The organism is Nocardia cyriacigeorgica (genome assembly GCF_005863245.1).
Lineage (GTDB): Bacteria > Actinomycetota > Actinomycetes > Mycobacteriales > Mycobacteriaceae > Nocardia > Nocardia cyriacigeorgica_C.
The window spans coordinates 149080-166460 of sequence record NZ_VBUT01000013.1; the positions used below are offsets into that span (position 1 = coordinate 149080).

The 17381-nt window shown below is 68.8% G+C and carries 21 protein-coding genes; 12 read left to right on the plus strand and 9 right to left on the minus strand.

What is annotated here, in order from left to right; all coding sequences use genetic code 11:
- The first annotated feature begins 184 nt into the window (after positions 1-184).
- Positions 185-1225, plus strand: a complete 1041-nt coding sequence (locus FEK34_RS27445) for an alpha/beta hydrolase (RefSeq protein WP_138452531.1) — start codon at positions 185-187, stop codon at positions 1223-1225.
- A 40-nt stretch (positions 1226-1265) separates the two neighbouring features.
- Here the strand turns inward: FEK34_RS27445 and FEK34_RS27450 are convergent, their stop codons facing one another.
- From FEK34_RS27450 to FEK34_RS27470, 6 genes are all read right to left on the minus strand, one after another.
- Positions 1266-1496, minus strand: coding sequence for a hypothetical protein (locus FEK34_RS27450; RefSeq protein WP_138452533.1), 231 nt, complete (start codon positions 1494-1496; stop codon positions 1266-1268).
- A gap of 92 nt (positions 1497-1588) precedes the next feature.
- Positions 1589-2989, minus strand: coding sequence for a PQQ-binding-like beta-propeller repeat protein (locus tag FEK34_RS27455; protein WP_138452535.1), 1401 nt, complete (start codon positions 2987-2989; stop codon positions 1589-1591).
- The gene (locus FEK34_RS31025; RefSeq protein ID WP_249359670.1) at positions 2989-3186 is read right to left on the minus strand and encodes a hypothetical protein; all 198 of its coding nucleotides are present in this window, start codon (positions 3184-3186) and stop codon (positions 2989-2991) included. Before FEK34_RS31025 ends, FEK34_RS27455 begins: the two co-directional genes overlap by 1 nt.
- Before the next feature lie 104 nt (positions 3187-3290).
- On the minus strand, positions 3291-4337 hold the full coding sequence (locus FEK34_RS27460) for a hypothetical protein (protein ID WP_249359672.1): 1047 nt from the start codon (positions 4335-4337) through the stop codon (positions 3291-3293).
- Between the two features lie 121 nt (positions 4338-4458).
- Entirely contained in the window at positions 4459-4620 is a 162-nt protein-coding gene (locus FEK34_RS27465; RefSeq protein WP_212748838.1) for a hypothetical protein, read from the minus strand.
- Between the two features lie 22 nt (positions 4621-4642).
- The gene (locus tag FEK34_RS27470; protein WP_138452538.1) at positions 4643-4933 is read right to left on the minus strand and encodes a hypothetical protein; all 291 of its coding nucleotides are present in this window, start codon (positions 4931-4933) and stop codon (positions 4643-4645) included.
- On the opposite strand from FEK34_RS27470, the gene FEK34_RS27475 reads away from it, so the two are divergent.
- A complete protein-coding gene (locus FEK34_RS27475) occupies positions 4932-5852 on the plus strand; it encodes a hypothetical protein (RefSeq protein ID WP_138452541.1) in 921 nt (306 codons plus the stop codon). The two genes, FEK34_RS27470 and FEK34_RS27475, sit on opposite strands and share 2 nt — an antisense overlap.
- A gap of 92 nt (positions 5853-5944) precedes the next feature.
- On the opposite strand, the gene FEK34_RS27480 is transcribed toward FEK34_RS27475, so the two are convergent.
- Positions 5945-6505, minus strand: coding sequence for a PadR family transcriptional regulator (locus FEK34_RS27480; RefSeq protein WP_138452543.1), 561 nt, complete (start codon positions 6503-6505; stop codon positions 5945-5947).
- 80 nt (positions 6506-6585) lie between these two features.
- Here FEK34_RS27480 and FEK34_RS27485 point away from each other — a divergent pair, with 80 nt between their 5' ends.
- Positions 6586-7026, plus strand: coding sequence for a nuclear transport factor 2 family protein (locus FEK34_RS27485; RefSeq protein WP_212748839.1), 441 nt, complete (start codon positions 6586-6588; stop codon positions 7024-7026).
- A gap of 9 nt (positions 7027-7035) precedes the next feature.
- Positions 7036-7833, plus strand: coding sequence for a class I SAM-dependent methyltransferase (locus tag FEK34_RS27490; protein WP_138452547.1), 798 nt, complete (start codon positions 7036-7038; stop codon positions 7831-7833).
- A gap of 28 nt (positions 7834-7861) precedes the next feature.
- Here FEK34_RS27490 and FEK34_RS27495 read toward each other — a convergent pair whose 3' ends face one another.
- Entirely contained in the window at positions 7862-8197 is a 336-nt protein-coding gene (locus FEK34_RS27495) for an ArsR/SmtB family transcription factor (RefSeq protein ID WP_138452550.1), read from the minus strand.
- A gap of 118 nt (positions 8198-8315) precedes the next feature.
- Here FEK34_RS27495 and FEK34_RS27500 point away from each other — a divergent pair, with 118 nt between their 5' ends.
- Positions 8316-9311, plus strand: a complete 996-nt coding sequence (locus FEK34_RS27500; RefSeq protein WP_138452552.1) for an NADPH:quinone oxidoreductase family protein — start codon at positions 8316-8318, stop codon at positions 9309-9311.
- A 15-nt stretch (positions 9312-9326) separates the two neighbouring features.
- Here FEK34_RS27500 and FEK34_RS27505 read toward each other — a convergent pair whose 3' ends face one another.
- Positions 9327-10949, minus strand: coding sequence for a hypothetical protein (locus tag FEK34_RS27505; protein ID WP_138452554.1), 1623 nt, complete (start codon positions 10947-10949; stop codon positions 9327-9329).
- 309 nt (positions 10950-11258) lie between these two features.
- Here FEK34_RS27505 and FEK34_RS27510 point away from each other — a divergent pair, with 309 nt between their 5' ends.
- The 7 genes from FEK34_RS27510 to FEK34_RS27540 all read left to right on the plus strand — a co-directional run bounded on the left by FEK34_RS27510 (position 11259) and on the right by FEK34_RS27540 (position 17362).
- Positions 11259-13793 carry an MFS transporter gene (locus FEK34_RS27510; RefSeq protein WP_138452556.1) on the plus strand — a complete coding sequence of 845 codons (2535 nt, stop codon included), beginning with the start codon at positions 11259-11261 and terminating at the stop codon, positions 13791-13793.
- Between the two features lie 251 nt (positions 13794-14044).
- Positions 14045-14266: a DUF6480 family protein gene (locus tag FEK34_RS27515; RefSeq protein WP_138452644.1), complete on the plus strand. Its 222-nt coding sequence runs from the start codon at positions 14045-14047 to the stop codon at positions 14264-14266.
- Between the two features lie 46 nt (positions 14267-14312).
- A complete protein-coding gene (locus FEK34_RS27520) occupies positions 14313-14876 on the plus strand; it encodes a nucleotidyltransferase family protein (RefSeq protein ID WP_138452558.1) in 564 nt (187 codons plus the stop codon).
- Positions 14876-15148: a BON domain-containing protein gene (locus FEK34_RS27525; protein WP_138452560.1), complete on the plus strand. Its 273-nt coding sequence runs from the start codon at positions 14876-14878 to the stop codon at positions 15146-15148. The genes FEK34_RS27520 and FEK34_RS27525 overlap by 1 nt, the downstream gene beginning before the upstream one ends.
- Positions 15149-15181: 33 nt before the next feature.
- Positions 15182-15934, plus strand: a complete 753-nt coding sequence (locus FEK34_RS27530; RefSeq protein ID WP_138452562.1) for a metallophosphoesterase family protein — start codon at positions 15182-15184, stop codon at positions 15932-15934.
- A 45-nt stretch (positions 15935-15979) separates the two neighbouring features.
- Complete coding sequence (locus tag FEK34_RS27535) at positions 15980-16948, plus strand: TIGR03557 family F420-dependent LLM class oxidoreductase (protein WP_138452564.1); 969 nt, start codon at positions 15980-15982, stop codon at positions 16946-16948.
- 81 nt (positions 16949-17029) lie between these two features.
- The gene (locus tag FEK34_RS27540; RefSeq protein ID WP_138452566.1) at positions 17030-17362 is read left to right on the plus strand and encodes a DUF6766 family protein; all 333 of its coding nucleotides are present in this window, start codon (positions 17030-17032) and stop codon (positions 17360-17362) included.
- Positions 17363-17381 lie beyond the last annotated feature (19 nt).

A 17381-nucleotide genomic window follows, 5' to 3' on the forward strand; every position in this document is an offset into this window, starting at 1 on the left:
GTGCCTTCGCCGTGCGCAGCGTTCCGACCGCGCCCGCTGACGCGCTTGCCGGTCCTTGTGACCCGCCCCAGCCGGATTCTCGCTGAGCTGGCGCGGTTCCCAACAAATCCCGGATCCGGCGTTCACCGCGCCCGCACTCCCCTACCGTCGGACCCAGCGACAGGCGGGTATTCGGAGGTGTCCGGTGAGCATCGGTTCCAGCCGCATCCGGTGGCGGGTGATGAGCGTGCTGGTGCCGCTGGCCGTGGTCGCCGCCCTGTGCTCTGCTGGCGAATCGGCGATCGCGGCGGGCGCGCCCGACCTGCCGATCCCGGCCGGAACCCAGCACGCACCCGATGGTTCCCGCATCGTCGCCATCAGCCGAGGCGCCGACGGATTCCTCGATGTGCGGGTGCACTCGACCGCCATGCATACCGATATCACCGTGAAAGTGCGTCCGGCGCCTCGCGATTCCGAACCCGCGCCGGTGCTGTATCTACTCAATGGTGCCGACGGCGGCGCCGACCGGAACTGGACCAACGCCACCGATATCGCCGATTTCCTCGCCGACGAACAGGTAACCCTGGTGGTCCCGATGGGCGGGCGCGGCAGCTATTTCACCGACTGGCGCGCCGACGACCCGGTGCTGGGTAAACAACGCTGGACCACATTCCTCACCGAGGAACTGCCGCCGATCATCGACAGCGCCTTTCGCGGAACCGGGAAGAACGCCATCGCAGGCATTTCCATGGCGGGCACCGCGGTGTTCCAGCTCGCCCTGGCCGCTCCGGACCTGTACCAGGCCATCGGCTCCTACAGCGGATGCGTGCAGACCAGCGATCTGAGCGGTCGCGCCCTGATCACCGCGGTGGTCGCCAGCAATGGCGGAAATCCGGCGAACATGTGGGGCGCCAGCCGTGAGGTATGGGCCGCCAAGGACCCCTACCTACACGCTGCCGACCTGCGCGACACCGCCATCTACGTCGCTACCGGCACCGGACTACCCGGCCCGCTCGACAACCTGCCCGCCGCGGGCGACCCGCTCTCGCTCGCCTACCAGCTCGTCTTCGGCGCACCACTGGAACAAGTCACCCATGTCTGCACCCAGCGCCTGCGCGACCGCTTCCAGGAACTCGCCATCCCCGCCACCTTCGACTTCCGCGACACCGGAACGCATTCGTGGGGGTACTGGGAGCAGGACCTGCACCGATCCTGGGAGCTGTTCCGGGCGGCGCTGGCCGAGTAATCGAATCTCGGCCGGCGCACGCCGATCTCGGGATCGGCCCCTAGGAACCAGCCGAACCGGAGCCGAGCAGTTCGGGCAGGTCGATGAGCAGGAACTTCACCAGCGGACTCGTGCATCCTTGCGCGCCGCAGCCGACATCGGCGGAGCCGAGCATGGGGCCGTCGACGAATGCCTGCTGTGGTGCCGCAGAAGCGGTCGTCGCGGTGGCGAGCTGGGCCGCAGGTAAGAGTGCGGCAGTGACGGCTATCGCGACGAAAGTGCGTTTCAACATGCCCTCCAGGGTGTGCCGGCTTCCCGACCCCGACGAAGGCCAGGGGTGATCAGGAGATCGCGGAAGACCCCGATCCCGTGGACCGCTATCGCTCAGTCGAAGGGGCGCAGGCCGATCATGGTGCGTGGTGCGGCGAAGACATAGCGGCCCTCGCCCATGGCGGTGAGTTCGCCGCTGTCGGTGAAAGCGTCCGGGTCGGCGTCGATGGCGCGGAACGGCGCGTCCCAGAGGACGGCGCCGGTGCGCGGGTCGAGGGCGTAGATGCCGGTCGGGTCGGTGAACACCGCTGTGCCGTCGCGCCAGTCGTGCAGGGTGCCGTGACGGTCGGTGGGAGTGCGCCAGAGGCGTTGTCCCGTCCGCAGATCCAAGCCGGAGGTGGTCGCGGCAAAGGGATCGTGGAGCAGGGCGATATCGCCGAGTATGCCGATCGCGGTGCCGGTGACGGCGGCGCCGTCACCCGCATCGGGTGCGGTGGCGAGCAGATCGGGGCTGGTCCAGCGGACGGTTCCGTCGCGGCGGTCGACAGCCGTATCGCCCAGCAGGATGGGAATGGTGTCGTCGGCGGGGCGGTCGAGGGTCGGATCGCTGACCGCCGGCCCGCCGGTGGTGGCGAGGGTGCGGCCTGCACGGTCGAGCAGGTCGGTGCGGGTCGCCCCGCTGCCATCGCATCGGGTGTCGACGCGGATCACGAGGGCATCGAATGCCGGTGTGTGGTGCGAACATCCGTCGAGCCGGGCAGTCCAGGTGGGTTCGCCGGTGCGCAGGTCGAATCCGGCCATGTCGGCGCCGAGGGTGAACACACCTTGGCCGTGGGAGACATCGAGCGCATCCCATGGCAGGTCTTCCCAGAAGGTGCCCATGGTGTACGGCCGGGTCCAGTAGGCGTCGGGGTCGGCGAGGTTGCCCGAATGCACGCGTACGTCATCGGATTCGACATCACCCTCGGCGATGTACAGGCGGTCGCCGGTGGCGGCGAGGGCGAACACGTGCCAGTCCAGTGGTGTGCGGGTGACCGTTCCATCGGCGAGGTCGAATCCGATCAGCGCGGAATCCTCGGCCGAGAACCCGGTGTAGCAGACGAGCGCGCCGTCGACCGGTTCGGCTGCGCACCCGCCGAGGCCGGTTGCCGGCGCTTCCCACTGTGTCGCTCCGGTCGCGGCATCGAGGCCGTAGAGTTTCGGCTCTCGGAGCGACATGGCGTCGTGGTCGTAGACTCCGATCACCGTGACCAGCGTGTCACCGGCGTCGAGGAAACCCGCGCCGCCGAAGTCGAATTCGGTGCCGCCGACCGGGTTACGGAATTCGGCGCCGGGCGCGCCGTACAGGGCTGCTGCGTCGATCGACCATCCCAGACCCGGTGCGGCGTCATTGGTTCCGGTGATCTTGCGGGTGGTGTCGTCCGGAGACATCAGCACCGCCACCGCGCCCGCGCTGGTGACGACCGCGGCGACGGCGGCGAGGACGAGGTTGCGAACGCCAGGAGCCCACGCCATTACGACACCTCCAGGCCGGGAGCCAGCGCGATGGTTTCGAGCAGAGCCGTCGGCAACGGCTGCGCGGGATCGCCGGCGCGCGAGGATACTTCGATCCTGGTGCCGGAGGGGTGGGTCACCGTCACGGTGCGGGTCAGTTCGGTTCCTGGAACGCCCGACCGTGACGCCACCCCGTCCGTGGATTCCTCGGTTTCCACGACCGATCCATCGGCCAGTGTCCGGCTGGTGGCGACTCGATCACCGAGCGAGGACGACGGCTCGGTCGAGGTCGGTAGGGGCTGCCCGGTGGTGATCTCGATGCTCAGCCGTGACTGCTGCCCGCCGCGTCGGCGCGGACGGTCTGGCACAACCCGCCGTCGTCCCATCCGCCCGGCCGCAGGTCACCCAGCGGACGGTCCAGCGTCACGCCGTCGAGCCGGACACCGGCCAGCACAGCGTTGAGGCGGCGAGCGGTGGGTTCGTCGATGGCCTGTGTCTCGTCGAAACCGGTGGAGCAGGCTTCGGGCGGGCCGGGTGTTCCCGGCGGCACCGGCGCAGTCACCGCGAGCCCGGGTGCGGTGACGAGGGCGACGAGTTCATCGATCGTCAGCGGAACTTCGCCGGCCGGGAGGGCGTCGCTCGTCCCGTTGGTCGCGTACGCGCTGATCACACTGCCGTCCGGCAGATACGCGGTGACACCGCGCGAGAGCGTGCGCACACCGTCGGTCTCCGACCAGGAGTCCTGGGTATCGACGGTCGAGCCGTCCGGAAGGTGACGGCGTTCATCGAGTTCGCCTGCGACACAGGGCCGGACCGGATCGTTGGACTGCCGTACCGTCACCGACATCCACCCCGCTCGATCACCCCGCCGCACCGTGCCGTCGGCGGAGGTGAAGCCGCCGAGCTCCGCCGGCTCGGGCGCCTCGATGATGGGCTGGAAGAACAGCGACCGATCGGCGGGCGCGAAGTCGATGGCGACCCCGGCGGGCAGCGCCGCACGCAGCGCCTCCGACATCGCCACCGCTTTGGGCCCGGAGAACCACGGATACGCCGGGTTGTCGTACTCGGACTCGCCCGTCGTGACCCAGCCGAACGACCCGCCCTCGCCGGGCGGGTCCACCACCGGACAGCCGGGAATCTGCGTCGGATACGTGACCGGCGGAGTCACATAGGTGGGTTCCCGATCCGGCTGCGGCGAAGCGCTCGTGGTGGTCGGCGGCGCCGTCGTCAGCTCGTGCTCCGGTTCGTGCAACAACCCACCGGCGATCACTCCGCAGGCCACGATCGCCACACACACCAGCCCGGTGGTCCATCCGCTGACCGCCCGCGACGGCCCCGACGCCCGCCCGTCCCCCATCGACTCCCGCACCCTCGGCTCCTTCCGATCACGCCATTAGATCAGGTGGGTCCGACAGGAATCGACGACCGCCCGACAGCCGGCCGGGCCGATCGACTCGAGCTCCACCACAGCGACCTCAGCGGTGCGAGGGTCAACCGGAATCCGCACTCGAGCGCCGGATTCGAGCGTTGAGGTAACGCTGCTCCGGAAGACTGGTGGTGAGGCGCGCGGCCTCGACGTAGCTCTCCAGTGCACCGGTCAGGTCGCCGGTCATGTCCAGCAGGTGGGCGCGGACGGCGCCTCGCGACGCCACACCTGCCCCACCGCCGCCGCGTTCACTGGTCGTCGCCGCCCGGCCACATGGTCGGCCGCAGTTCAACGGTTCCGCCCGGACCCGCGAACTGGGCGGCGATCTGCTCGGCCCGCTCATGGCTGTCGACGTCGATCAGGAAGAAGCCCGCCAGATGCTGCCGTGGGGCGGCGAATCGACATCGCGCCGGAAATTTCTGCGATGAGTCGACGTGACGTGGAACACCTGACCTCGCATTGCGCGATACCCCTAGGGGGTATAGGTTTATGACAGACGAAGAGACAACCACCAGACGAGCGAGAAGGACGACGACCATGAGCACCGAACTCCACACCGGCCACGCAGCCCACACCACCGGTGCGCCGCATGCCGGCCACGCCGCAGCTCACGGAGATCACGCAGGTCATGCCAACCACGGCGAGCACGCCGCCCATCCCAACCATGGAGATCACGCAGGCCACGCCAATCACGGCGCAGTTCACGGCGATCATTCGGCCCACGGCGCCTCCGATTTCCCCGGCGGCCTCCTGATCACCCAAGACGGCTACACCCTGCACCTGACCGACACGATCCTCCGCCCAGGCGAGGTCGATTTCCGGTTCCGGATCATCGGCCCGGACGGGCGGCCGGTCACCGAGTACACCCCGATCCACGACAAGGAACTGCATCTGATCGTGGTGCCGCGCGAGCTGACCGGGTTCTGGCATGTGCATCCGGAGCCGGCGGCGGACGGCACTTGGTCGGTGCGGCTGAACCTGCCGGAGGCGGGGGCGTATCGGGTGTTCACCGATATCGCGCCGCGGGCCCTCGGCAAGACGATCACCCTCGGCGCGGACCTGGCGGTGGCCGGGACGTACGCACCGCGGCCGGTGCCGGAATCGGCGCGCACATACCGGGTGGACGACTATGAGGTCGAGCTGGCGGGCGAGCTCAGCACCGGCACGGGCAGCCTGCTCACCCTCACCGTGCGCAAGGACGGCGTTCCGGTCACCGATCTACAGCCCTATCTCGCCGCGTTCGGTCACCTCGTCGTCATTCGCGCCGGCGATCTCGCCTACGTCCACGTGCACCCGAACGGTGAGCCGGGCGACGGCGTCACCGCGCCCGGACCCGACGTCTCCTTCCACACCGCGGTCCCCGGCCCCGGCACCTACCGGCTGTTCCTGGACTTCAAGCACGGCGACACCGTCCGCACCGCCGCCTTCACCCTCGACACCGCGCAGGCGCACGGCTGACCCGGCCGCGGTGCCCGACCGCCACCAAGCCCGTTCTGCATACACCTTCGAAGGGTCGCTCGACCATCGAGCGACCCTTCCGCACGCATCCCCTACGTGCTGTTACGCACCGCGAACCCCTCGGGATCGGCGGCCAGTTCCTCCCAGAACTGCACGTACGCCTGCTCGTGCCCGATGCCCAGCTGGAGAATCCGGGCCCGGGCCACCGCGCGCACATCCGCCCCGCTACGGTCGATGCCGTCGTACAGCTCGCGGTAATGATCGAGCCAGCGCCGGTGTTCGGCGGCTTGGTGGCGCGCCAGGCCGACCACGTCATCCGGTTCGCCGAGGTCGACGAAGAACAGTTTGAGCTGGGCCGGGTCCCTGGTCTCGGCCGGCGGGCCCGAAGGATCCGCCAGCCAGTCACGCAGCCGCGCGCGACCGGCTTTCGTCAGATGGAATACCCGCCGCCTGCGCCCACCCTCTTCGGCTTCCTCATGGAGCAGACCTTGCTCGGCCAGCCGCACCGGAATCCGGTAGAGCTGCGCGTGCGGGATCGGCCAGAAGTAGTCGATGCTCTCCTCGATGCGGGTTTTCAGGTCATAGGGGGTGAGTGGTCCGTGCCGGGCGATCAAGCCGAGCACGATGTAGTCCTGCGCCCCGAGATCCGCCATGCCACCTCCGCACGATTGACACCATCTCAGTGAGACTATACGTTCGCCTCGTTGCGACCGTATCAATGAGAGGATTGCCCATGCGTGCGGCAGGTATCGAACTCTTCGCCCGATGGACCGATATGTGGAACGGCGAGCTGGATCTCGTCGAGCAGATCATGGCGCCGGAGTTCGTCCTGCGCTACGCCCAGCCGGGCGCCTCCGACTATGACTCCATCCGCGACCGCGCGGCATTCAGGATCCAGATCGCGCGGTTTCGGGAGCAGCGCCCGGATCTTCGCTTCACCCCGCAGGGCAGCTTCGTCGTCGAGATGGACGAGACCGGAACCGGCTTGGTGGCCAGTCCCTACGGGGCGCGCTTCACGGACTCCGGCGGTTCGGTGATCGACGTGAGCGGCACCGATATCCTGCGCGCCACCGGCGGATTCATCACCGAAGTGTGGTCGGTCTCCGGGGGACCGGGCGGGCGCAGCTTCTACGCCGCCGGCGAGCTCGAGGCCGCGCACGGACCGCGGGATTAGCATCGAGGCATGAGCCTCGGAGGGCTGGACGGTGCAGGCTGGCGCGGGGAGGAGTACTCGGCCGCCGCCGAGCATCATCGTGCGGTCGACGAATGGTTTCTGCTCCGCCATCCGCCCCGGGCGTGGGATACGGTGGTCGATCTCGGGTGCGGCACCGGCGAATTCACCGCGAAACTCGGCCTGCTGGTTCCCGATGGGCTCGTCATCGGAGTCGATCAGGATCCGTCCATGCTCGCCACCGCGCGGCGCCGGGCCGGTGCCAACCTGGAGTTCGTCACCGCCTCGGCAACGGACTTCGATCGGCTGATCCCGCCGGGGACCGTCGATCTCGTGGTCAGTCGCGCGATGCTGCACTGGCTGCCGATGTCGGCCTACCCGCAGGTCTTCGCGGCCGTGCACCGGGTGTTGCGACCCGATGGCTGGTATCACTCCGAATCCGCCGCGGCGGGCAACGCGGCCAGGGTGATCCGGCTCATCGCGCGCATCGCCCGCGCCAACGACCTACGTCCACCCGAACCGTTCCCGGAACCCGAACCCGTGGCCCACCTGCTCACCGACGCCGGATTCGACATCCCCGACGACGGTGTACGCACGGTCATCCAGCACCGCCCGTTCACCCGCGACGAACTGGCGGCCATGCTGCGCACCACCGCGGCGATATCACTCACCCGCCAGGCTCCCGAGGCCGCGCATGCCCGCCTGGCCGATGAACTCGCCTACGCCGTCGACGAATTGCGCACCCCGGACGGCAGCTACGACCAGACCTTCGTCCGCCTGGAAATCCTGGTGCGCAAACCGGTCCCCTAGCCGGCAGCGGGCGCGAGCGATGGCAGGGTCAGGGGTTCGGTGGTTCCGGCTCCGGCAGAGCGAGGACCGAGTCGACCAGCCCGGGGAATCGGGTGCCGAGTTCGTCCAGTCGCAGCGTGTTCATGCGCTGGCGTCCGACGTCGAACTGGCGGATGATGCCGGCTTTGCGCAGGGCCTTGAAGTGGTGACTGAGGGTGGACGCGGCGACGTCGAGATCGAAGGTGCCGCAGGGCCTGTCGCCGTCGGCGAGCAGGGTGCGCACGATCCGGCGACGGGTCGGGTCGGCCAGTGCGTGCAGCACATCGTCGATCGCGACCTCCTCGATCGCGGGGTGGTCGGCGGACTTCCAGCGTCCCGGCGGCACCGCGACTCCTTACTCTTCGACACCTATCGAATAAAACGAAGCATAGCCGCGTTCTCTTCTGCTGTCATCGAAAAGAATGGGACGCCTGCGCCCCACGCCCGAATGGAGACCGACACCGATGAGCAGCCTGCCCACCACCATGCGCGCCCTCGAACAGCCCACACTGACCGGACCGCGGGATCTGCGCCTGCTCGATGCCGCACCGGTTCCGGTGCCCGCCGCGGGTGAGGTCCTGATCCGGGTGAGTGCCGCCGGCGTCAATTTCGCCGATGTCATGCAGACGTCGGGCACCTACGACGGCGGTCCGCAGGCGCCGTATATCGCCGGATTCGAGGCCGCCGGCGAGGTCGTCGCACTCGGACCAGGAGTCACCGGGATCGAGCCGGGCGCGCATGTGATCGGCACCGGGCCCGGCGCTTTCGCCGAATACATGGTCATGCCCGCCGCCGGGGTCGCGCCGGTGCCCGCGGGCTGGACGGATGAGCAGGCACTCGGCCTGGTTCTCAATTGGGCCACCGCATTGGCCGCGCTGAAACCGCTGGGCCGCCTCAGCACCGGGGAGACCGTGCTCGTGCACGCGGCGGCGGGCGGCGTCGGCCAGGCCGCCGTACGGATGGCCGCGCATTACGGCGCCACCGTGATCGCCACGGCCTCACCGGACAAGCACGACACCGTGCGCGCACTCGGCGCCCACCACGTGCTCGACTATCGCAACGTCGACATCGCCGCCGAGGTCGCGCGGCTGACCGACGGCCGGGGTGCCGATCTGGTGCTGGAATCGGTCGGCGGCGACACCTTCGCCGCCTCGCTGGCCGCCACCAGGCGGGTCACCGGACGCGTCGTCGTCTACGGTGCGGCGGCGGGTAGTTCCGCGATCACCAACTGGGACCTGAACTTCCGTCACCAGATCCACCTGATCGGTCTGCACATCGGGGTGCTCATCGAGCACGCTCCCGAAGTCTTCGGCGAGCTCATGCGCGAGCTCGCGGCACTGCGCGAGGCAGGCGTCTACCCGCCGGGCACGCCGGCCGTCCACGATCTCGCCGACGGTCCGGCCGTCCTCACGGCCCTGGCCGAGCGCACCACGACCGGCAAACTCGCGTTGCGGCCGTGACGGGGTAGCACCCGGTCAGCGCTGCTTGCTGGTCCTGGCGCGACGACGGGCGGCCTGCATCTCGGCGAGTTCGCGCTCGAGCTCTTCGGCGATGCGGAACTGGCCGGTGTCATAGATGCTGGTGGCCTGGACGACCTCGTGCAGCGCGGGTTCGGCCTCGGACGCCTTGCTCTTGGACTTGCGCCCACGCAGCGCACCGATCTTCGGGCTGTCCGAGGCGCCGAGCGCGCTGAACGCCGGCTCCGGACGATCGATGCTCACCGTCGGCTCGGCCGGCTTCGCGGCGGCGCGGAAGGGCGTCGAGGTCGAGCGCGGCTCCGCCGCCGGAGCCTTCGCGGGTGTGCTCGCCTTCGACACCGGCGCGGCGGCAGGCTTCGCCGCACCGTTCGCGGACGCCGTCCCGCTCGCCGAGGCGGTGGAACCGTTGACCTTCACCGGCTCGCTGGCCGAGGTCTTCGTGGCGCGCTGCGGCTCGGCCACCGGCGCGCTCTTGGCCGCCGCACCATTGGACGTGGCACGCGCCGACGCCACGGTGGTCTCGGTGGAACCGAGGAAAACATCGTCGTCGAACGAGACCGGGATCTTCGGCGTCGCGGGCTTGCCGGAGCTACGGAACGCGGCCTTGGGCGCTGGCTCGGCGGCGGGTGCGGGCTCCTGCTCGAGCACCTCGGTCTCGGCCTGCGCCTCGGCGTCGGCGACCTCGGCCTCGGCGTCCTGCTCCTGCGGCGCGGGCGCCGGAACCTCTTCCCGGACCGCGGGTTCGGGTTCCATGGACACCGGCTGCTGCAACGCGTAATCGGGTGCGCTCAACCGGAAGCTGTTGATATCGGGCAGCCGGCTGCGGATCTGCTCGGCCGGGTCCGGCAATTCCCTGACCTGCTCGGTCGCCCGCGCGATGGCAAGACCGTACCGGGCGCTGACGGCGTCGTGGATGAGCAGCGCGACGCCGATCATCACCGGCGCCACCGCGTGCACGGCCGCCTCGTACCACTGCGCGTCACGCACATACGGGTAGGTGTTGAGGCTGACAGTCAGTGCCAGCAGGGCGATTTCGGCGGCGGCGACCTTCTGCCGGTTGTCGACCACACCCCATTCGGCCACCTTGTTGGTGCCGATCATGATGATGATGAGGCAGACACTGATCATCGCCTCGATCAGGTAGCTGAACCAGTACAGCGGGTCGCCTGGCCCGCCGGGAGCGATGTTGTGCTGCACATTGACCGCCGACCACAACATGCCCGCCGCTACCACACCGGCCAGCGCGCGCAGCGACCACGAACGGTGACGGTAGAGCGAGGCGAGTTTGGCGTGCGGACTGGATTCGCGCTGCTGGTTGGCGATTGCCTTACGGGCTAGCAAGAGATCTCGAATGTCGGCCTTCTCGATTTCTTCGGTGGTCTGCCTGGCTCGGTCGGCGGCGGCGGCCGCGGCCTGGGCCTGTTTCCAGCGTTGTGCCCGGTCCTGGACCCGGATGCGCTCGGCGAGTTCGCGTTCGGCGCGCAGTTCTTCTTCCGACAGGGCGTCGGTGAGCGCCGGATCGAACTGGTAGGCCAGCCGGCCGCGGGCCTTCTCGACCCGCTGCGCCAGCTGTGAGACCTCGTCCTCGACGGGCTGCGCGATGGGGTGCTCGATGGTCACATCGACTCCCTGCGGCACGGATCGGAAGGCGGGCAGACGATCACACGTGGCTGTGGCACCCCACATTCATAGTCGATGCACCGTTGTCGGCGAAACCATTGATTCCCATCGACGGCGCGCACAGGGACGCTCGAACCCGGTGACGGGCGACACATCCGGCGATTGTATAGTTGGCCGACGCAACTAGTTGCTGTTGCTAAACAATTCTGCTGGGGCGCACAGCCTGATCACGCGCCGCCCATCCGGTCGACGGCCGCGCCGCAGCGCGCGCTCCCCAGCCACGGCTACCAGATCAGAATCAGGGCTCACATGACCACATCGACCACCCGGGCGGACGCGGGGCCCCCGGAGACCGGCGCGAGCACCACCCTGTCGCATCGGCAGGTGCTGACGATTCTCTCCGGCCTGTTGCTCGGCATGTTCCTGGCCGCGTTGGACCAGAACATCGTGAGCGTCGCGATCGTCAAGATCGCCAACAGCTTGCACGGCTTCGACGAACAGGCGTGGGCCACCACCGCCTATCTGATCACCGCGACCATCACCACACCGCTGTACGGCAAGCTCGCCGACATCTACGGCCGCAAACCGTTCTATCTGCTCGCGATCGGGCTGTTCGTCATCGGTTCGGTGGCCTGCACCTTCGCCACCTCGATGTATCAGCTCGCCGCGTTCCGCGCGTTCCAGGGCCTGGGCGCGGGTGGCCTGATGTCGCTGGCGTTCACCATCATCGGCGATATCGTGCCGGCCCGCGAACGGGTGCGCTACCAGGGCTATTTCATGATCGTCTTCGGTGGCGCGACGGTGCTCGGCCCGGTGCTCGGCGGCTTCTTCTCCGATTACGACATCCTCGGCGGCATCGAGGGCTGGCGCTGGGTGTTCCTGGTGAACGTGCCGGTCGGGGTGCTGGCGATGATCGTGGTCGCGAAGGTGCTCAATGTCCCGCATCAGCGGCAGAACCACCGCATCGACTGGCTCGGCGCGATAGCGCTGGCGATCTGCGTGGTGCCGCTGCTGATCGTGGCCGAACAGGGCAGGCATTGGGGCTGGGATTCGCACAAGGCGCTGACCTGCTACGGCATCGGTGCGGCCGGGCTGCTGCTGTTCGTGCTGATCGAGTTCCTGATGAAGGACGCCGCGCTGATTCCGCTGCGGTTGTTCAAGAACTCCACGTTCAGCGTCACCATCGCGGGCGGATTCATCGTCGGTGTCGCGATGTTCGGCGCGATCACCATGGTGCCGCAGTACTTCCAGGTGGTGCGCGGGTATTCGCCCACCAAGGCGGGTCTGCTCATGCTGCCGCTGGTGCTCGGCATCATGATCGGTTCGGGTGTGGCGGGCCAGATCACCAAGCGCACCGGCCGTTACAAGATCCTGCCGGTGGCGGGCACCTTCATCATCGCGGTGGGCGCCGTGCTGTACGCGCAGGTGCATTACGACAGCGCGCTGTGGCAGCCGCTGGTGTACGGCGGCGTCATCGGGCTCGGGCTCGGCGCCTGCATGCAGACGCTGATCATCGCCGCGCAGAACGCGGGCCCGCGCTCGGATATGGGTGTGTCGACCGCGTCGGCGACGTTCTTCCGGCAGATGGGCGGCACCCTCGGCGTCGCGATCTTCCTGACCATCCTGTTCAATCTGCTGCCGCGCAAGATCACCGACGCGTTCGGCGGAACGCTGCCGCCCGGCTTCGACGCCGCCGCGCTGGGCGATTTGCAGAGCAACACCAGTGTGATCGCCACGCTGCCGCCGGAGGTCCGGGTGCCGATCCTGACCGGTTTCACCGACTCCATGCAGGGCGTGTTCTATGCCGCGTCCGCGGTGGCGTTGCTGGCGTGTGTGGTGCTGATGTTCATGAAGGAGATCCCGCTACAGGACGCGCCGGTGCCCGCGACGGCGACGGACGCGGCGGCGGCCGAAAGCATCGCCTCGTCCTGGGACGAGGACCAGGTGTGGGAAGGCGCCGCACAGGCTTTGTCGGAACCGGAGCCGGTACTGGCCGCCGCCGCGGCCCGGCACGCCGAGACCAATGGTCACGGCGCGCACGAGGGCACGGTGACCGCCGCATTCGACGCCGGCTACGGCGAGGACGCCGCGATCACCGGGCGGGTCCATCGCGAGGACGGGCATCCGGTCCCGGACGCGGCGCTCACCCTGATCGATCCGAAGGGCCGCCAGGCCGCGCGCGCCACCGGTGACGCACACGGCGAGTTCGTTTTCCCGGCCGCGGACACGGGCAGCTATGTGCTGATCGCGTCGGCGAGCGGACATCAGCCCACCGCGGTCAATGTGACGGTCGGGCAGCAGCCCCAGCGACTCGATCTGACACTGCTCGGCTCCGGACGGCTGTCGGGTGTGGTGCGTTCGGCAGGCAGCGGCGATCCCCTCACCGCCGCGACGGTGACGTTGACCGATCAGCGGGGCGAGGTCGTGGCCAGCGCGGTGACCGGCGCGGACGGCACGTATGTCTGCGAAGGCGTGGTCGCGGGCTCGTACACGCTGGTGGCGGTGGCCGACCATATGCGCCCGGACGCGAGCACCCTCGCGGTGCCCGACACCGGTGTGCTGCGCCACGATATCGAGCTGACCCCGATGGCGGTGCTCGTCGGCACGGCCGAAACCGCGGATGGGCGCACCGTCGCCGACGCCCAGATCACCGTGCTCGACGAGACCGGCGAACTGACCGCAACCACCCGCACCGACGAGCACGGACGCTATGTGGTGCCGGATCTTCCGGTCGGCCGGTACACGATCGTGGCGCGCGGCTATCCGGCGGTCTCCGGGCAGGTGCTGGTGTCCGGCGGTGAGGTGTCGCACGACGTGCGACTCGGGTACGACACCGGCGACTGAGGTTCGGTGGCGCGAACCGAACTCACCGTGCGGACGCGCAGTCGAGCCGACAGGCGTGGGGAAATCGCGAACCACCCTCCTGCCGATTGACCGGCACCGCACCGGGTACGCGGCAAGCATGGAGCTACTCGTGATCCTCGCAATTCCGATCGCGGTCGCTGCGGTGATCCTCTACCGCAAGGCGACCGGAAAACATCCGAATGAGCCGTTGACCCCGGACAACGACGGTGAGTAGGCCTGTCATGACATCCATGGATCCCGACCCGTCCCGCACTCCCGATCTCGAACCCGGTGGCGGGGTCCCGCCGGGCGCCACCCCACCGGATACCCCGCAGACCTCCGGTCTGTCGGCGCCCGAACCCGACACCCGCCATCACTTCCCGTTCACCGGCATCGCGGCGATCCTGGTGACGGTCCTGGTCGTGGCCGTATTCCTGGTGGTGGCGGTGGCGCTGGTGATCTCGCTCGGCTGAGCGCGGGCCGGCGATTGAGCACCGCGAACCCGGGTAGGCCCCGAACATGGCACCGACGATCGACCAGCTGCTGCACGCGCTGACCCGCGCGGCGAACGCGCTGACCGAGGCCGGGATACCGTTCGCGGTGGCCGGCGGCTGTGCGGTGTACGCGCGCGGCGGGCCCGCCTCCGATCACGATGTGGACCTGTTCGTGCGGCCCGCCGATATCGGCGAGGTGCGCAGTGTGCTGGCCCGTGCGGGCCTGCGGGTCGCCGATGCCGCCGAGGACTGGCTGACCAAGGCCTATGACGGCGACACCCTCATCGACGTCGTCCATCGCCCCAACGACCGTGCGGTCACCGATGAGATGCTCGCGCGGGCCGAGCTGATGCCGGTGGGCCCGACCCGGGCCCCGGTGATCTCCGGCACCGATCTGATGGTCGACAAGCTGCTGGTCTTCAGCGCGCATCGGCTCGATCTGAGCCCGCTGCTTCGGATCGCTCGCGATCTGCGCGAGCAGGTGGATTGGCCGTCGGTGCGGGCCCAGACCGAACATTCGCCCTACGCCAAGGCGTTTCTCGGACTCATCGATGATCTCGGGATCGCCGACACCGGAAGAGGCAACTGATGCCAGTGACCCATGAACCCGGATCCACTCCACCGCAATATCTGGTCGCGAGGCTGCGTCGCGCGCTGGCCGAGGATCCGCGCACCGCCGAACTGGGTGTGCAGGTCCATATTCGCGGCGGTGTCGTCGTCCTCGACGGCGAAGTCACCAGCGCCGAACGCAAACAGCGGCTCGAGGACGCGGTGCGCGAACTCGTGCCCGACGCCGCCATTCACAACGAGGTCCGGGTGGGCACGCCCGTGCAGCCGGGGCCGAGCGAGGAATTGCGCTGACGGCGCGGCCACGAACGGAAGGAGTTGGCAGGCATGCGGATCGCGGCGGTCGGAGACATTCATCTGGGAACCGATTCACGCGGATTGCTGCGCCCGGCGCTGCGGCAGCTGCCCGAGCGTGCCGATGTGCTGCTGCTGGCCGGTGATCTCACCAAACACGGGACCGTGGACGAAGCTCGCGTCGTCGCCGAGGAATTCGCGGATCTGCCGGTGCCGGTGATCGCGGTGCTCGGCAATCACGACTATCACAGCGACGCCCAGGACGAGATCACCGATCTGCTCGGCGGCCACAACATCACCGTGCTGGAGGGTTCGGCCACCACCGTCGCCCTGGGCGGCTCGACGCTGGCGGTCGCCGGCACCATCGGCTTCGGCGGCGGCTTCGCCGGTAAATGCGCGAGTGTGTTCGGTGAGCGGATGATGCGCGATTTCGCCGGACGCGCGGTGGCGCTTGCCGATTCGCTGCGGGTGGCGCTGGCCGGCTGCGACGCCGACGTCACCGTGGCGTTGACCCACTACTCCCCCGTCACCGACACCCTGCACGGCGAACCACCCGAGATCTATCCCTTCCTCGGTTCCTATCTGCTCGGCGAGGCGATCGACGACGCGGGCGCGGACCTGGCCCTGCACGGACACGCGCACGCCGGACGGGAACACGGCACCACCCCGGGCGGGATCCGGGTGCGCAATGTCGCCCAGCCGGTGATCCGGGCCGCCTACACCATCTACGACCTGCGTTCGGCGCCCGAGCCGGCGCGCGTCGGCCGGCCGGGGGCGGTGCGCTGAGGACCGGTTCGCCCATCACACAGTCACCATCGACAGGAGGCAACCATGCAGATCGGGTACAAACTGGCGGCCGAGGCGTTCGGCCCCGAGGAGCTGATCCGGCAAGCGGTGCAGGCCGAGGCCGCGGGCTTCGACTTCGTGGAGATGAGCGACCACTTCCATCCGTGGCTGGACAACCAGGGACATTCCCCCTTCGCCTGGACGGTGCTCGGCGCCATCGCCGCTCGCACCGAGCGGATCGGTCTGGCCACCGGCGTCACCTGCCCGATCATCCGGTACCACCCGGCGATCGTGGCGCAGGCCGCGGCCACCCTCGCGCTGATCTCCCACGGCCGGTTCACCCTCGGTATCGGCTCCGGCGAACGGCTCAACGAGCATGTGGTGGCGCGTGAGTTCCCCCCGATCGCGGTGCGCCAGGACATGCTGCGCGAGGCGCTCGAGATCATCCGGTTGCTGTGGCGCGGCGGCTACCAATCCTATGACGGGCGGTATCTGTCGATCTCCGATGCCAGGGTCTTCGATCTGCCCGAGAGCCCACCGCCCATCGCGGTGGCCGCGGGCGGTCCCGAGGCCGCCCGGATCGCCGGCGAGTTGGGTGATGGCCTGTTCGCCACCGAGCCCGAGGCACGCATCGTCGAGGACTATCACGCCGCGGGCGGCACCGGACCGCGCTACGCCGAGGTCGGCATGGCGTGGGCGCCCGATGAGCAGAGCGCCGCCGAAGCCGCGCATGCCACCACCCGCTGGTCGGTGACCGGCTGGAAGGTGATGAGCGAGTTGCCGAATCCGGTGAACTTCGCGGCGGCGACCACGACCGTGCGGGTCGAGGACATCCGGGAGGCCATGGCCTGCGGTCCCGATCCCGCCCGCTATCTGGAGACGGCGCAGAACTACGTCGATGCCGGGTACGACCATCTGGTGATGCAGAACGCCGGCCCCGATCCCGACGGGTTCATCGACTTCTACCAGCGTGAACTGGACAAACCGATGCGTGAGCTCGTCGCACGGGCATGAGCGGCTGCTCACCTGCACCCAGCGGGCGCCCGCCCGCCCGGTGTCCTGCGTATCCGCCGCCGTGCCGGGTATCGCTGCGGTATGACCCACTTCAGACGATGGGGCGCTGTGTACCTGCTGGTGCTGTTGTTCGCGGGCTCATGGGCCGCGCAGTTCGTCACCCAGCTCAGCGATTACCGCAGCACCCAGCAAGCACTCGGGCAGCCCTTCGACTGGGGCGGCTACCTGCACAACTTCTTCGCCAGCACCTTCGAGAACTGGCAGAGCGAGTGGTTGCAGCTGATTTTCCAGGCGATTCTGCTGCTCGGTGCCAAGCATTGGCTGTTCGCCGTCGATGCCGAGGATCTCGAACGCATCGAGAACAAACTCGATGCACTCAACGCGACGATCGCCCGCACCGGTCCGGTTGTCTGAGCCGCTGATTGTTCACGCG

What these genes read in the sequence shown, in the direction of transcription:
- FEK34_RS27515 (WP_138452644.1), top strand. Translation starts at nt 14,045, where the DNA reads ATGGATCCCGACCCGTCCCGCACTCCCGATCTCGAACCCGGTGGCGGG.
- FEK34_RS27535 (WP_138452564.1), top strand. Translation starts at nt 15,980, where the DNA reads ATGCAGATCGGGTACAAACTGGCGGCCGAGGCGTTCGGCCCCGAGGAG.
- FEK34_RS27490 (WP_138452547.1), top strand. Translation starts at nt 7,036, where the DNA reads ATGAGCCTCGGAGGGCTGGACGGTGCAGGCTGGCGCGGGGAGGAGTAC.
- FEK34_RS27520 (WP_138452558.1), top strand. Translation starts at nt 14,313, where the DNA reads ATGGCACCGACGATCGACCAGCTGCTGCACGCGCTGACCCGCGCGGCG.
- FEK34_RS27455 (WP_138452535.1), bottom strand. Translation starts at nt 2,989, where the DNA reads ATGGCGTGGGCTCCTGGCGTTCGCAACCTCGTCCTCGCCGCCGTCGCC.
- FEK34_RS27485 (WP_212748839.1), top strand. Translation starts at nt 6,586, where the DNA reads ATGCGTGCGGCAGGTATCGAACTCTTCGCCCGATGGACCGATATGTGG.
- FEK34_RS27470 (WP_138452538.1), bottom strand. Translation starts at nt 4,933, where the DNA reads ATGGTCGTCGTCCTTCTCGCTCGTCTGGTGGTTGTCTCTTCGTCTGTC.
- FEK34_RS27450 (WP_138452533.1), bottom strand. Translation starts at nt 1,496, where the DNA reads ATGTTGAAACGCACTTTCGTCGCGATAGCCGTCACTGCCGCACTCTTA.
- FEK34_RS27540 (WP_138452566.1), top strand. Translation starts at nt 17,030, where the DNA reads ATGACCCACTTCAGACGATGGGGCGCTGTGTACCTGCTGGTGCTGTTG.
- FEK34_RS27525 (WP_138452560.1), top strand. Translation starts at nt 14,876, where the DNA reads ATGCCAGTGACCCATGAACCCGGATCCACTCCACCGCAATATCTGGTC.
- FEK34_RS27530 (WP_138452562.1), top strand. Translation starts at nt 15,182, where the DNA reads ATGCGGATCGCGGCGGTCGGAGACATTCATCTGGGAACCGATTCACGC.
- FEK34_RS27510 (WP_138452556.1), top strand. Translation starts at nt 11,259, where the DNA reads ATGACCACATCGACCACCCGGGCGGACGCGGGGCCCCCGGAGACCGGC.
- FEK34_RS27500 (WP_138452552.1), top strand. Translation starts at nt 8,316, where the DNA reads ATGAGCAGCCTGCCCACCACCATGCGCGCCCTCGAACAGCCCACACTG.
- FEK34_RS27475 (WP_138452541.1), top strand. Translation starts at nt 4,932, where the DNA reads ATGAGCACCGAACTCCACACCGGCCACGCAGCCCACACCACCGGTGCG.
- FEK34_RS27480 (WP_138452543.1), bottom strand. Translation starts at nt 6,505, where the DNA reads ATGGCGGATCTCGGGGCGCAGGACTACATCGTGCTCGGCTTGATCGCC.